This window comes from Mycolicibacterium rhodesiae (assembly GCF_002086695.1).
GTDB classification, from domain to species: domain Bacteria; phylum Actinomycetota; class Actinomycetes; order Mycobacteriales; family Mycobacteriaceae; genus Mycobacterium; species Mycobacterium rhodesiae.
The window spans coordinates 1-13,622 of the sequence record NZ_MVIH01000011.1; the positions used below are offsets into that span (position 1 = coordinate 1).

11 protein-coding genes are annotated in these 13,622 nt (G+C 65.2%); 4 read left to right on the forward strand and 7 right to left on the reverse strand.

Annotated features, from left to right (window positions below):
* Positions 1 to 101: 101 nt before the first annotated feature.
* From BST42_RS20385 to BST42_RS20395, 3 genes are all read left to right on the forward strand, one after another.
* Positions 102 to 1,562, forward strand: coding sequence for an HNH endonuclease signature motif containing protein (locus tag BST42_RS20385; protein ID WP_083121142.1), 1,461 nt, complete (start codon positions 102 to 104; stop codon positions 1,560 to 1,562).
* Positions 1,563 to 1,608: 46 nt separating this feature from the next.
* Positions 1,609 to 2,514: a DUF4436 domain-containing protein gene (locus tag BST42_RS20390; protein WP_083121143.1), complete on the forward strand. Its 906-nt coding sequence runs from the start codon at positions 1,609 to 1,611 to the stop codon at positions 2,512 to 2,514.
* 103 nt (positions 2,515 to 2,617) lie between these two features.
* Positions 2,618 to 3,631, forward strand: a complete 1,014-nt coding sequence (locus tag BST42_RS20395) for an aldo/keto reductase (protein ID WP_083121144.1) — start codon at positions 2,618 to 2,620, stop codon at positions 3,629 to 3,631.
* 3 nt (positions 3,632 to 3,634) lie between these two features.
* Here BST42_RS20395 and BST42_RS20400 read toward each other — a convergent pair whose 3' ends face one another.
* The 7 genes from BST42_RS20400 to BST42_RS20430 all read right to left on the reverse strand — a co-directional run bounded on the left by BST42_RS20400 (position 3,635) and on the right by BST42_RS20430 (position 11,089).
* Complete coding sequence (locus BST42_RS20400) at positions 3,635 to 4,804, reverse strand: AI-2E family transporter (protein WP_083121145.1); 1,170 nt, start codon at positions 4,802 to 4,804, stop codon at positions 3,635 to 3,637.
* Between the two features lie 5 nt (positions 4,805 to 4,809).
* A complete protein-coding gene (locus BST42_RS20405) occupies positions 4,810 to 5,583 on the reverse strand; it encodes an SDR family NAD(P)-dependent oxidoreductase (RefSeq protein ID WP_083121146.1) in 774 nt (257 codons plus the stop codon).
* Positions 5,580 to 6,647 carry an NAD-dependent epimerase/dehydratase family protein gene (locus tag BST42_RS20410; RefSeq protein WP_083121147.1) on the reverse strand — a complete coding sequence of 356 codons (1,068 nt, stop codon included), beginning with the start codon at positions 6,645 to 6,647 and terminating at the stop codon, positions 5,580 to 5,582. The genes BST42_RS20405 and BST42_RS20410 overlap by 4 nt, the downstream gene beginning before the upstream one ends.
* 56 nt (positions 6,648 to 6,703) lie before the next feature.
* Entirely contained in the window at positions 6,704 to 7,522 is an 819-nt protein-coding gene (locus BST42_RS20415) for a formylglycine-generating enzyme family protein (RefSeq protein ID WP_237159536.1), read from the reverse strand.
* 34 nt (positions 7,523 to 7,556) lie between these two features.
* Complete coding sequence (locus tag BST42_RS20420) at positions 7,557 to 8,453, reverse strand: HAD family hydrolase (protein ID WP_083121149.1); 897 nt, start codon at positions 8,451 to 8,453, stop codon at positions 7,557 to 7,559.
* A complete protein-coding gene (locus BST42_RS20425; protein ID WP_083121150.1) occupies positions 8,454 to 9,995 on the reverse strand; it encodes an arylsulfatase in 1,542 nt (513 codons plus the stop codon).
* A 65-nt stretch (positions 9,996 to 10,060) separates the two neighbouring features.
* Positions 10,061 to 11,089, reverse strand: a complete 1,029-nt coding sequence (locus BST42_RS20430; protein ID WP_083121151.1) for a hypothetical protein — start codon at positions 11,087 to 11,089, stop codon at positions 10,061 to 10,063.
* A 121-nt stretch (positions 11,090 to 11,210) separates the two neighbouring features.
* Between BST42_RS20430 and BST42_RS20435 the strand changes: the two genes are divergently transcribed.
* Entirely contained in the window at positions 11,211 to 13,607 is a 2,397-nt protein-coding gene (locus BST42_RS20435; RefSeq protein ID WP_435406050.1) for a plasma-membrane proton-efflux P-type ATPase, read from the forward strand.
* Positions 13,608 to 13,622: the final 15 nt, after the last annotated feature.

Sequence of the window (13,622 nt, forward strand, 5' to 3'; positions counted from 1 at the left end):
GTCACACCGAGAGTCATCACCAACGGCGAACAGCCAAGACCATCTTCGCCGGAGTCTGCTTAACAGAATCAATGTCAGTGGCCCGCCTTAGTATCGAACGTATGTTCGGAAGAAGTCAGTACCACGACTACTTCGAGCCGTCGGACACGGCCGAGTCGCGTGCCCTGCTGGCCAGCATCGTCGCCTCCGCGAGGGCGGAGAATCAGACGGCTGCCCGCCGGCTGGCGTCCATCGCCGAACTCTTCGAACTGCGACGCCGCGAACGCGGGGAACGAGAAGACTGGGCCGTCGACACCTGGGCGGCCGTGGGCGCCGAAGTCTCTGCCGCGCTACGGATCAGCTCGGCCAAGGCGGGCAGCTACATGAACTACGGCTTGGCAATGAAGCAGCTGCCGGCGGTCGCGGCCATCTTCATCGCCGGCGATATCGATGTGCAGATGTTCCAGACGGTTGTCTATCGCACCGCATTGATCACCGATGACGGCGTCCTTGCTGAGGTGGACCGACGGTTGGCGCTGCGGGCTGCCCGGTGGCCGTCGATGACGCGCGGCCGGCTGGCATCCGAGATTGACCGCATCGTGGCCAAGCACGACCCCGATGCGGTGCGCAGGGTCCGTGGGAAGGTCCGCGACCGCGAGGTGGTGTTCGGCGACGAGGACAACGGGTGCGTCGAGGTAATCGCGCGAGTGGCGGCGACCGACGCCGAACTGTTCAAGCGGCGGCTCGACGTGCTGGCCAACTCGGTATGCGACGCCGACCCGCGCACAGCAGGCCAGCGGCATGCCGATGCCTATGGCGCCATGGCGGCCAGCGCCGACCGGCTGGCCTGCCGGTGCGGCGACCCGGACTGTTCGGCCGCCTGCCAGCCCGCGCCGGGCGCGGTGGTGATTCACGTCGTCGCCGAACGGGCCACCGTCGAAGGGCGCTCCGATGATCCCGGCTACCTGATCGACGCCGATTGGGTGATGCCGGCTGAGGTCGTGGCCGAGTTGGCCCGGGGCGCCAAGCTCAGTCCGCTGACTCACCCCGACGATCTCGCGCCGGAGCGGGGATACCGCCCTTCGCGCGCGCTCGCCGACTTCGTGCGCGCCCGCGATCTCACCTGCCGCGCACCAGGTTGTGACCGGCCGGCCACGCACTGCGATCTGGACCATACGGTCCCGTATCCTTACGGCCCCACTCACGCCGGCAACATCAAATGCTTGTGCCGTCGCTGTCATATCTTGAAGACGTTCTGGGGTTGGCGTGACACGCAATTGGCCGATGGAACGGTCATCTGGGAGCTGCCCGGGGATCAGACGTATGTCACCACACCGGGCAGTGCGCTGTTGTTCCCCGGCTTGATGACGCCGACGCTGCCGCCGCTGCACCGACTGGCCGACATCGACGCACCGGGTGATCGCACGCTGTTCATGCCGCGTCGAAAGACCACGCGGGCGCAGAACCGTGCGAAGTACGTCGCAGGCGAACGCCGGCACAACCACCGTCAACGCGCAGCACGCCACAGCACACTGCTCGGACCGGCGCCACCGCCGAACGACGCTGATCCGCCGCCCTTTTAGGCGGGAAAGACCAGCGCATTCGCGTGCGTCAATATACGATGCCCGCGTGACCACCGCCCCCGCCGAGCCGCAGAGCCCGGCTCCCGCCGCGCAACCCGCGTCACGTGGCAAGACAGTCGCCATCCTCACCGTGCTGGTCGTCGTGCTGGCCTACATCGTCACACTATTCGGCTACTGGTGGCTGTCCGGCTCCGCCAAGGAGCTGGAGGCGTCGGGTGAAAGCAACGGATCAGAGACGACGGTGCTGATCACGTTGCAGTCGCTGCGCACCGTCGACTACAAGGTGGATGCCAAAGTGCTTGTCATCCCCGCAGATTCGCTGGTGGACGAGAAGCTGGACACCCTCAAGGAAGACATCGCGGTGCGATTGCATCCGTGGAACTCCCTGGGCGACTTGAAGTTCCCGGCCGGCGCCGCACCGGCGGAGGTGACGACCACCATCGACGTCGACGGCGATGTGAACACCTGGCCCTTCGATCGCTACCAGACCCAGGGCATCAGCGCGGATCTGCTGGTGGGCGAGGGCGAGGATCGCAAGATCATTCCGGCCAAGGTTCAGATAGCCGGCGCCTTGCAGGGCTGGGACCTGTCCAGCGAGCAGGTCGCCCCGTCGCCCGCAGCCAAGGGTGACGGCGACGCGACGCAGGTGACCTTCAGCCGGGCCCTCGGTCCGCTGGCTTTCGACCTCGGCATCGTCATCGTGCTGCTCACGCTGCCGACCATCGCGATCTTCACCTCGGTGCTCGTGATCACCCGGCGCAAGCAATTCCAGATGCCGTTCGCAACGTGGTACGCCGCAATGCTGTTCGCGATAGTGCCGCTGCGCAACATCCTGCCGGGCGCGCCGCCGCCAGGTGCATGGATCGACATGGCGCTGGTGCTGTGGGTGATCGTCGCCCTGGTCGCGGCGATGGTGATGGTCGTCATCTCCTGGTTCAAACAGGTCGACTAGCGTTCAGCAGGCTCGCCGTCTGCGGCGACCGTATCGATCAGTTTTCCTGAGCGATGTGGTGTGAACGCGTGCAATATCGCGCCAAGACTGTAGAACATGACTTATGCGCTACGTAGCTGACAAAAACCGTTACGACGTAGCCGAATACGCGCGCAGCGGGAGAAGCGGCCTCATGCTGCCCCGCATATCGCTGGGACTGTGGAACAACTTCGGCGACGACCGACCGCTCGAGGTCCAGCGCGCCATCGTGCGGCGCGCCTTCGATCTGGGGGTGATCCACTTCGACGCCGCCAACAACTACGGTCCGCCTGCCGGATCGGCAGAGAGCAACTTCGGGCGCATTCTTCACCAAGATCTGCGGCCGCATCGCGACGAGCTCATAATCTCGACCAAGGCCGGCTACGACATGTCCGAGGGGCCCTACGGGGAGTGGGGATCGCGCAAGACGATGCTCTCCTCGCTCGACCAGTCCCTGTCCCGGCTGAACGTCGACTACGTCGATATCTTCTACTCGCACCGAACTGACCCCGATACGCCCATCGAGGAGACCATGGGGGCCCTGGCGCACGCCGTCCGGCAGGGCAAGGCTCTCTACGTCGGAGTATCGAACTACAATCCTGACGAAACGCGTTCCGCCGCTGCTGCTTTGACGGCTGAGGGGGTACCGCTGACGATTCACCAGCCCTGCTACAACATGTTCGAGCGTTCCCCAGAGCAGGGCCTGTGGGACGCAATCACCGAGATCGGCGCCGGCAGTATCGTCTACTCCCCGCTGGCCCAGGGTTTACTGACTTCGCGCTACCTCAATGGAGTTCCGGCGGGTTCGCGAGCCAGTGTTGGCCGCTGGATGACTGAAGCCAACATCTCCGAGGTCTACCTGGAGCGGGCCCGTGGCCTCAATGCGATAGCGCAGCAACGCGGCCAATCGCTTGCGCAGCTGGCGATTACCTGGGTGCTCCGTCAGCCCGTGGTGACCAGTGCGCTGGTGGGCGCCTCCAGTACCGCACAACTTGAAGACAGTCTGCAGGCTTTGAACGGACCGGAGCTCACCGACGACGAGCTCGCACAAATTGAGATCTTCGCCGTTGACGGCACCGGCGAGGTTGCAGCCGAGTAACCCCTACTGGCCCTGGGGCTCACCGTCCGCGGCGGCCGCAGTAGCTTCAGTCTCGGCCGTGATCCGCCGCCGGAACAACCGGCGGCGCTTCTCGGGCGGCTCGTGTGACGTCATCTCGACGCCCTTGTACACCGCGAGGTACACCGAGATCGTCGTGACGATGATGATCATCAGAACCGGGCCCAGCACAATGCCCCAGAAGCCGAACATCGCGATCCCGGAGAACACCGCAAGCAGCATCAGCGCGGGATCCAACCGCGCCTCGCGTGGCACCAGGATGGGGCGCAGGAAGTTGTCGACGTTGGTGACGCCGATGATGTGGAACAGCACCACAAACAGGCCGCCGCCGATATTGCCGAAGAACATCATCCCGATGCCGAACGGGATCGTGATGATGCCGCTGCCCAGCGGAATGACCGACAGTGCGGTCAAGAAGATCGCGAAGATGAAGAACCCGTTGTGGAAGCCGCCGATGTAGATCGACGCCGCACCCAGCAATCCCTGGACGAGCGCAATGATGAACTGGCCCTTCACCGTTCCCTTCACCATCGCGCCCATCTTGGCCAGATAGAGGTCGGTGACCTCTTCGCCGAGCGGGTTGAGGCGACGGATCAGCGTCAGCAGCTGTTCCTGATTCGTCAGTAATGAGACCAGCACGTACAAGAAGATGATCGCCGACGTGATCACGCCGATCGCCCCGCCCGCGGCGCCCTGCAATGCGTGCAGCAGCCAGCGGCCGAGGTTTTGGGAGATGTTCACCAGCGATTCGCGCACCGAGTCGGCGGTGACCGAGAAGTGGCCGAACGGGAGTTTGGCCAGCGCGTGGTTGGCGTAGTCCAGTGCCTGGTCGCCGACGGTCGACATGTCGGCGTTCTGCACCCATTCCGCCACATGCACCACCATGTGCGAAACCTGAAGCACCGCAAGCGTCAACAGCGCACCGACCGGAATGATGACGGTGGCCAGCGCGGCCAGCACCGTCATCGTCGCCGACAATCCGGTCCCGAACCGGCGCCTGCACCGGTTGTAGAGCGGGGTGAACAGGTAGGCGACGATCGCCGCGATCACCACCAGGATGAAGTAGTGCCGCAGGAAGTAGGCGCCCAGCAGCACGGCGACCAGCGTGACGATCGCCAGCGCGCGCTTCTGGGTGACGGTGAACTCGGTGTTCACGCCAACTACTGATTCATCAGCCGGGTCAGGTGCTCCGCAATGTTGGGGTAGCGCTTGAGGTGTGCGCCGCCGTTGAGGTCGAGGATCTCGCCGGTGAGCCAGGATGACTGCGGCGAACACAGGAAGGCCACCGCATCGGCGATGTCCTGCGGCGTTCCCGCCCGGCCCAGCGCGGTGTTCTCGACGTACTCGTCGACGACACCGGGGACCATGGCTGCGCCTTCGGTCAGCGGCGTGTGCACGAAGCCGGGCGCGACGGCATTGACCCGGATGCCGCGTGGACCCAACTCCAGCGCCGCCACCTGAGTCAGCATCGACAACCCGGCCTTCGCCGCGCAGTACGCGCTCATCCCGACTGCCGGCTGCCGGGCGTTGAGCGACGTCAGCGACACCAGCGCACCGCCCTCGCCGAGATGTCGGCCGGCATGCTTCATCACCAGGAACGCACCGTTGAGGCAGACGTCGACGACCGAGCGGAATTGCTCGGCGTCGAGCTCGGTGATGACACCGAAGCCGCTGAACCCCGCACAGTTGACCACCACGTGCAGGCCGCCTTCGCGGGCCACTGCATCGTCGAAAAGCGTTGCCACCGAGGACTCGTCGGTTACCTCGACGTCCGCCCAGGTGTGTGGATCACCGAGCGTCGCCGCGCGTTCGCGGGCCAGATCGCTGTTGCGGTCGGCGATCGTCACGCGCATGCCCTGGGCTGCCAGCGTCTGGGCCGTCGCCCAGCCGATCCCGGAAGCGCCTCCGACAATCACGGCTACCTTCTCGGTCATGACACCTTCCCGTCGTTCTCCGGAGCTCCCCACTTGCGCCGCACGGCCTCCCACGGGTTGCCGTATCCCGGCGGCTGGCCGTAGTACGGCGACTGACGTTTGAGGTACTCGCGGGCCAGCGGTGCGATCATCCGGAAGATATAGCGCTTCCAGCCGACCTTGTCTGCGGTCTCGGCCAGCATGTCGGGCCAGGAGTAGTGCTGATGGGCAAGCACCTGTTGTGCGGTCGCCGAGTCCATCCAGTCGGTGGCGAACCAGCCGGCGTCGTCGTTCGGGTCGCCCTTGCGGCCCGCGGGCAACGCGCCAACCAGACCCATCGCAGCGGCGGTGGACTGCCCGATGTCGCTCTGCCGCAACCGGTGGGTGTCGTCGCCACCGATCAGGAGGGTCTGGCCGACGACATCGGCGGTGGTGGCCGCCGCGAAGGCGAAGGCCACATCGCGGACGTCGACGGTCTGCAGCCGCCCATCGGCAGGCAGCACGCCTTCGAAGAAGATCAGGTTGGGATCCATACCGAGATTGGGTTCGGTGGTCAGCACCCCGCCGAGCCGCAGGATCACCCAGTCCAGACTCGAGGCCCGCACGATTCCCTCGGCCTCGACCTTGTGCTTGCCGTAGTTGTCGTACGGGTTGACCGGCGTCTGCGCGGTCAGCACGTCGGTAATGTGATGCGGGTTGCGCGGTCCGTACACCGCGATGCTGGAGGCCTGCACCAGCCGCGCCGGATTGGGATGAGCCTCAAGCGCTTTCACCAGATTGGCGGTCGCCCCGACGTTGACTTTGTAGGCCAGGTGCGGTTTGGCGTAGCACAGCGGTGGGATCACCGCGGCCAGGTGGATGACGGCGGCGGGGGAGACCTCGGCCGCCAGTTTCTCGACCGCGGCCGGGTCGGTGAGGTCCGCCCAGCGCACCTGGACTCCGGCGGGGAGACCGGCAGCGGCCTTCTGGGTGGCCGGGGTTTCGAGGTCGGTGGCGACGACCCGGCGGCCGGTGGCGGCCAACTGCCTGACGGTGGCACTTCCGACCAACCCGAACGCGCCGGTTACCAGCACAGCGTCGGACATCGAGCCCCTTTCCGTATGAGAATGCGTTCTAGTGAAGCATGGGCGAGGTACTGGTCCTAGCGCTTCACGCAGCGGAATCCGATGTGGCTCATGCCGGTGTCGACCATCTGCGGGCGGCGCGCGGCGGGACGGTAGCGCATGCAGTAGCTGTCGGCGCACAGGAACGATCCGCCTTTTACGACCTTGCGTGGGACCGTGAACTGCGGTTGCGCGGGGTCGTAGCTGGCCGCCTCGCTGCCCGCCCACCAGTCGGTGGTCCACTCCCACACGTTGCCGGCCATGTCGAACAGTCCGTATCCGTTGGGTCCGAACGTGCCGACGTCGGTGGTGCGTCCGTAGCCGGGTTCCGGGCGCCAGGGGAAGTCGCCGTGCCAATAGTTCGCCAGACGCTCGCCGGGTCCTTCCGGTTGATCGCCCCACGTGTAGTCGGCGTGCGCGCGCCCGCCGCGGGCCGCGGTCTCCCATTCTGCCTCGGTCGGCAATGCCAGCCCTGCCCAGGCCGCGTAGGCTTCGGCGTCCTCATACGCGACGTGAACGACCGGGTGCGCGGCGCGTTTGGCGATCGACGAACCGGGTCCCAACGGGTGCCGCCACGAGGCGCCGGGGGTCCAGGTCCACCACTGGCTGAGGTGACGCAGGTCGACGGGTCCGCTGGTCCGGCGGAACACCATCGAGCCCGGTTGCAGGTTGACCGGCGGCGCGCCCGGATAGTCGGCCGGGTTCAGCGGCCGCTCGGCAACGGTGAGATAGTCTGTCGCCGAGACGAATTGGTCGAAGTCGGCGTTGGTGACCTGATAGGGCTGAATCCAGAAGCCGTCGACGGTCACCGGTCGCGTAGGGGCCTCTTCGGGGTAGTGCAGATCGGAGCCCAGCATGGCGGTCTGCGCGGGGATCGCAACCAGTTCGGGCTCAGTCACTGAAGACGGTCTTCCAGTCGTCGCGCATGCTGGCGCGCGTCCACCCGGCTTTCTCGACATGTTGCAGAGCGCTCTCTGCGCCTGCGTCGTAGGCGAATTCACGCTCGGCGTCGTCGTGGTGGACCAGCAGTGCCAGCGACGGACCCGACCCGGCCGCGGTGTACTGCAGCATCTCGATATCGCCGTTGGAGTTGCCCGCCGCAAAGATCGGCCGCCGGCCAACTCGCGCCCAGATGCGGACCGGCTTGACCGGGCCGTCGTTGAGGAACTCCGGTTGAGCCGTGGTCAGCAGTTCACCATTCTGGAAGATCAGGCCGACCGAACTACCGATCACCCGTTCCGGCGGGACGCCGTACATCGATGTCGTCACCGGCCGCATGAAGTCGCGTCCGCCGCCGGAGACGATGTAGTTGGTGAAGCCGAACGACTCGAGGTAGCGCAGCAGTTCGATCATCGGTGCATACCCGCATGCGGTGTACGGCCGGCCGAGTGTCGGATGCTTTGCGTCGGCGAAAAACGCGTTCACCCGCGCCGCGTGCTCCTCGGTGGTGATGGTGGCGTTGGCTGAAAGAACTGCTTTGGCAAGGAGTTTCAGGTCGGAGTCGTCACCGTCGTAGTGCTTGGTGACGGCGTCGCCGAACCAGCCCAGATCGCCGGATGCAGCGGCGGTGTAGGGCTGTTCGGTAGCCAGCGCGGGATCGCGCGCGACCTGTTCGGCGATCCGGCGGACCAGGAAGTCGAGCTGGATGTATGCCGGCTTCTCGCACCACAGCGTGCCGTCGTTGTCGAACACGGCGACGCGCTCCTCGGGTGCCACCGAGTCGACGGCACGCGCGGCGAACTCGACGAGTGCCGATTTCGCGGCCCCGTCGGCCCACAACTCCAGCATCTAGTCTGCCGCCAGGAACTCGTCGAGTTTCTTGACGATCTGGTCGATGCTGAAGCTGGCCGGTGGGTGCCGCGGCGGAAATTCCTTGAAGGTGTCGAGAAACATCGACGCCATCGCGGTGGCGTAGAACGCGAAGAAATCCCGCCGCAGGAACCACTCGTAGTACGTGTTCGACGTGACGTCGGCGTACTCGAACGGGTCGGTGCGCAGGTTGAACAGCTTGGGCACCCGCAGCTCGGTAAACGGCTCGGCCCAGATCCGCAGTGTGCCCTGGCAGCGCTGCTCGGCGAACACGATCTTCCAATTCTCGAAACGCATCGCCACCAGTTGGGCGTCGTCATTGAAATAGAAGAAGCCGCGTCTGGGACTGTGCTCGACCTCGCCCATCAAATAGGGCAGCAGGTTGAACCCGTCGATATGCACCTTGTATTCCATATCGCCGATCCGGTAGCCCTTTTTCAGCTTCTCGCTGACGTCGGGGTCTCCCGCTGCGGCCAGCAACGTCGGCAGCCAGTCATGGTGCTGGATGATGTCGTTGGACACGGTGCCCGCCTTGATCTTTCCGGGCCAGCGGATCATCTCCGGCACCCGGTAGGCGCCCTCCCAGTTGGTGTTCTTCTCGCTGCGGAACGGAGTGGTCCCGGCGTCCGGCCACGAGTTTCGATGCGGGCCGTTATCGGTCGAATAGATGACGATGGTGTCCTCGGCGATACCGAGTTCGTCGAGAACGTCGAGCACCGTGCCCACGTTCTTGTCGTGGTCGATCATCGCGTCGTGGTACTCCGACTGCCACAGCCCGGCCTGCCCCTTGCTGCCCGGTTTGAGGTGTGTGTACAGGTGCATGTGGGTGAAGTTGCACCAGACGAAGAACGGGTTTCCCGCGTCGTGCTGGCGGCGGATGTACTCGACCGTGCGATCGGCGATGTCGTCGTCGATGGTCTCCATCCGTTTGGCGGTCAGCGGCCCGGTATCGGTGATGGACTGCTTTCCGACGGGCCCGAACTTCTCGTCGTCGGGCTCGGTCGAGACTTCGGCCAGCGCCTTGCAGTCCATCACGCCGCGCGGCAAGGCCTGTTCGTACAGTCGCGGGAATTGATCCTTGTGCGGATAGTCGTACTGCTCGGGCTCCTCTTCGGCATTGAGGTGATACAGGTTGCCGTAGAACTCGTCGAAACCGTGCACGGTCGGCAGGTACTTGTTGAGGTCGCCGAAGTGATTCTTGCCGAACTGGCCGGTGGCGTATCCCAGCGGTTTGAGCAGCTCGGCGATCGTCGGATCCTCAGCGGCCCAGCCGATGTCGACACCGGGTATGCCGACCTTGCTCATACCGGTGCGGTAGACGCTTTGGCCGCTGATGAACGCGGCTCGACCGGCGGTGCAGCTTTGTTCACCGTAGGAGTCGGTGAAGCGCATTCCCTCGGTGGCGATCCGGTCGATGTTGGGCGTGCGGTAGCCCATGATTCCGTCGCTGTAGCAGGACAGGTTCGTGATCCCGATGTCATCGCCCCAGATGACCAAGATGTTGGGCTTATCTCCAGGCATATTCTGACGTTAGGCCAGTCGGTCGGACGATGGTGGACTCTCACCAACTATTCATGAGCCACGGCTCAGGACGCACAGATTTCGTATCGGGCGGTCAGTTGTCGTTCCGCTTGGGTGGGTAGGTACACCAACGGGTCGTACCTGGTGCATCCGCCGACTGTGACCACCACCGGGCCGCGGGCGAATCCCCGACCGCCGATGTGGCCGGACAGCTGATCGCCGGCACTGTAGAGAACCGGTGCGGGCAGCGTCGCCACGATCGGCAGATGTGTGCGCGCCAAACTCAATGCGACCGCGATATCGTGTGACCCGATTGTCTTCTCGGAGAACCAAACCGGTGCTGCTAGGGGAGCATTGATCCGCAGCCGATCGATATGGGCGATCGCCTGGTCACTGTTGAGCCGGTTGAACACATCCAACTCGGCCGTCGTGGGCAGCCGCCGTGATGTCTTGATCTCGGCGGGGTGCTCCTTGCCGGCCTCGACGGACCAGTCCAGCCCCGCAAGGTGCGGGAATCGATCGGACAACGTGTGCATCGCCGCGCTGACGTTGGTGTAGTCGCTCGGATCGGCAAGGTCGAGGCGGGCGAGATTCGACTGGCCACCTTCCTGTGCGGTCAGCTGTCCGCCTGGATGCGTAATAGTGGATCGCATAGTGACTGTGGCGCCGGGGAATTCGTGGCGGAGAAGCGCCCAGTCCCGCGCCTGCGCGACGATCTGATCCGCGTTGGTGATCGGCAGCGTCCCGCTGTCGACGGCGAACAGATTCCAGCCGCGTCGCAGGTCCATCTCGAGCCGGTACCCGGTGTACGTGCCCCCGGCAAGGTCGCGCAGATACTGCGAGGTGATCGCGGCGGCCTGATCACTGGTCAGGTGGTCGGAAACGTCGACGTACAGGCGGAAGTAGACCATGCCCTGCGCCTGACTTCGGGCGAAGTCGCTCGTGGCCGCGACCACGCCGGGCAGACCCCGAACCTGCGCGGCGAGCGCGTCGGCGTCCGCGCGCCGGTCCGGCACCCCGCCGGGAGCGCACCCCACCAGCGCGGCGAGTGCGATCAACGCCCCCAGGGCGGCGCAGAGACGGCGGATCGGCACGGCAACCGAGTGTACGGGTGTGGAGTCTGGCAACGCGCTGTGAGTGCGGAGTACTGAAGTCGCTCTCGCACCGGCCTTTTGGCCCTCGCGGTCGACGCGGCTTCGGAGCACTGTGGAGGACGTGAGCGCAGACCGCACCCTGGCCACGGTCCCCTTGAGCGAGGCTTTGTCGACATTGGAGACCTCAGCCCATGGACTGACATCCGAGCAGGCGCTGACCCGTCGTGACCGTTATGGGCTCAACCAGATCGAAGAACAGCGCGTCAACCCGGTGCTGGCTTTCCTCGGCTATTTCTGGGCCCCGATCCCGTGGATGATCGAGGTGGCACTGCTGCTGTCGCTGGCTGCGCGGCACTGGGCGGATGCGCTGATCATCGGCATTCTCCTGCTCCTCAATGGGCTGGTCGCATTCTTGGAAGAACACCAGGCGGCCGGCGCGATCGCCGCGCTCAAGGAGGGGTTGGCAACCTCGGCGCGGGTCCGACGGGACGGGTCGTGGGTCACGGTCGCGGTCAGTGAACTCGTGCCCGGCGACGTGGTCCGGGTGCGTCTCGGTGATGTGATACCGGCTGATCTGCGGGTGCTCGACGACGTTTCGGTGCAGGTCGACCAATCCGCACTCACCGGAGAGTCACTGGCAGTGACCAGGGGCCGGGGTCAACCGCTGTACTCCGGCTCGGTGCTAGTGCGCGGCGAGGCGGATGCGGTCGTGTACGCCACCGGTGCATCGTCGTATTTCGGGCGCACCGCCGCGCTGGTGCAGAAGGCCGGCACGATCAGTCACTTCCAGCGCGCTGTTCTGCGCATCGGCCATTACCTGATCGTGCTTGCTGTGGGGTTGGTGGTGCTGACGACGGTGGTGTCGCTGATCCGCGGTAACGCCGTCCTGGAGACGCTCGAGTTTGCGTTGGTGGTGACGATCGCGTCCATTCCGGTCGCCTTGCCCGCGGTGCTGTCGGTCACGATGGCGGTCGGGGCGCGCAAACTCGCCCGACGGCAGGCGGTGGTGAGCCACTTGCCTGCCATCGAGGAATTGGGCGGCATGGACCTGCTGTGCTCCGACAAGACCGGCACGCTCACGCAGAATCAGCTGGCAGTCGCGGCGGTCTGGACCGCCGACGGAGTGTCCGAGCAGACACTGCTTGCCACCGCCGCACTGGCCTCCCGTGCCGAGGACAACGACCCCATCGATCTCGCGGTACTGGCCAGTGCGGTTCAGGTTCCGGCGGCCGAAGTATCGGTGTTCGTCCCGTTCGACCCGGTGAGCAAGCGAACCGAAGCGCAGGGGCGCGATGGTTCCGGCAGGCCGTTCCACGTGAGCAAGGGCGCACCGCAGGTCATCGCGGCGCTGTGCCAACATGACCCCGCCAACGCCGCGGTCGCCGATGTCGTCGGCGGATTCGCCACCCACGGCTATCGCTCCTTGGCAGTGGCCCAGACCGACTCGGGCGGTGTCTGGCGGATGGTGGGCGTGCTCGCCCTGGCCGACCCGCCGAGGTTGGACTCGGCTGAAACCATCTCCGCAGCAAGGGAACTCGGAGTCCGCGTGAAGATGGTCACCGGAGATCAGGTTGCGATCGGGCAGGAAATCGCCCGCCAGGTCGGCCTTGGTGACCGCATCCTCGACGCCGCCGCGCTCGACACATCCGCGGACCAGGAGCTGGCTGATGTGGTGGCGGGCGCTGACGGGTTCGCTCAGGTCTATCCCGAGCACAAGTACCGGATCGTTGAGCTCCTGCAGTCCCGAGGACACATCGTGGGAATGACCGGGGACGGCGTCAACGATGCGCCGGCGCTCAAGCAGGCTGACGCTGGAATCGCCGTTGCGGGCGCCACCGATGCCGCTCGGGCGGCGGCGGATGTGGTGCTGCTCGCACCGGGACTGTCGGTGATCGTGGCCGCAATCCGGGAGGCGCGGGAGATCTTCGAGCGGATGACGAGCTACGCCATCTACCGCATCGCCGAGACGATCCGGGTGCTGTTGCTCATCACGCTCTCGATCATCGTGATGAACTTTTTTCCGGTCACCGCGGTGATGATCGTGTTCCTCGCGTTGCTCAATGACGGTGCCATCCTGGCGATCGCCTATGACCGGGTTCGCGGCTCAGCAAAACCCGCGTCCTGGGACATGCAGGGGATCTTGGTGATCGCCACAGCGCTCGGCCTGATGGGGGTGGCCGAGACGTTTCTGTTGTTCTTCTTCGCCGACAAGTATTTCGGCCTCGACCATGACCTGATTAGGACCCTCATCTACCTCAAACTGTCGGTGTCCGGCCATCTGACCATTTTCGTCACTCGCACCCGGCGGCCGTTCTGGTCATCACCTGCACCTGCTCGTGTCCTGCTCGTCGCGGTGATCGGGACGCAGGCGGTAGCTACGGTGATCGCGGTGTGCGGGTTCGCCATGACGCCGCTGGGCTGGCGATGGGCGGCGGTGGTCTGGGTCTATGCAATTGCGTGGTTCTTCGTCGAGGACCGCGTGAAGTTGCTCGCGTATCGCTGGCTCGATCGGCGCTAACCGCGCTCGTTATCC

What these genes read in the sequence shown, in the direction of transcription:
- BST42_RS20385 (WP_083121142.1), top strand. Translation starts at nt 102, where the DNA reads ATGTTCGGAAGAAGTCAGTACCACGACTACTTCGAGCCGTCGGACACG.
- BST42_RS20395 (WP_083121144.1), top strand. Translation starts at nt 2,618, where the DNA reads ATGCGCTACGTAGCTGACAAAAACCGTTACGACGTAGCCGAATACGCG.
- BST42_RS20405 (WP_083121146.1), bottom strand. Translation starts at nt 5,583, where the DNA reads ATGACCGAGAAGGTAGCCGTGATTGTCGGAGGCGCTTCCGGGATCGGC.
- BST42_RS20410 (WP_083121147.1), bottom strand. Translation starts at nt 6,647, where the DNA reads ATGTCCGACGCTGTGCTGGTAACCGGCGCGTTCGGGTTGGTCGGAAGT.
- BST42_RS20415 (WP_237159536.1), bottom strand. Translation starts at nt 7,522, where the DNA reads ATGCTGGGCTCCGATCTGCACTACCCCGAAGAGGCCCCTACGCGACCG.
- BST42_RS20420 (WP_083121149.1), bottom strand. Translation starts at nt 8,453, where the DNA reads ATGCTGGAGTTGTGGGCCGACGGGGCCGCGAAATCGGCACTCGTCGAG.
- BST42_RS20425 (WP_083121150.1), bottom strand. Translation starts at nt 9,995, where the DNA reads ATGCCTGGAGATAAGCCCAACATCTTGGTCATCTGGGGCGATGACATC.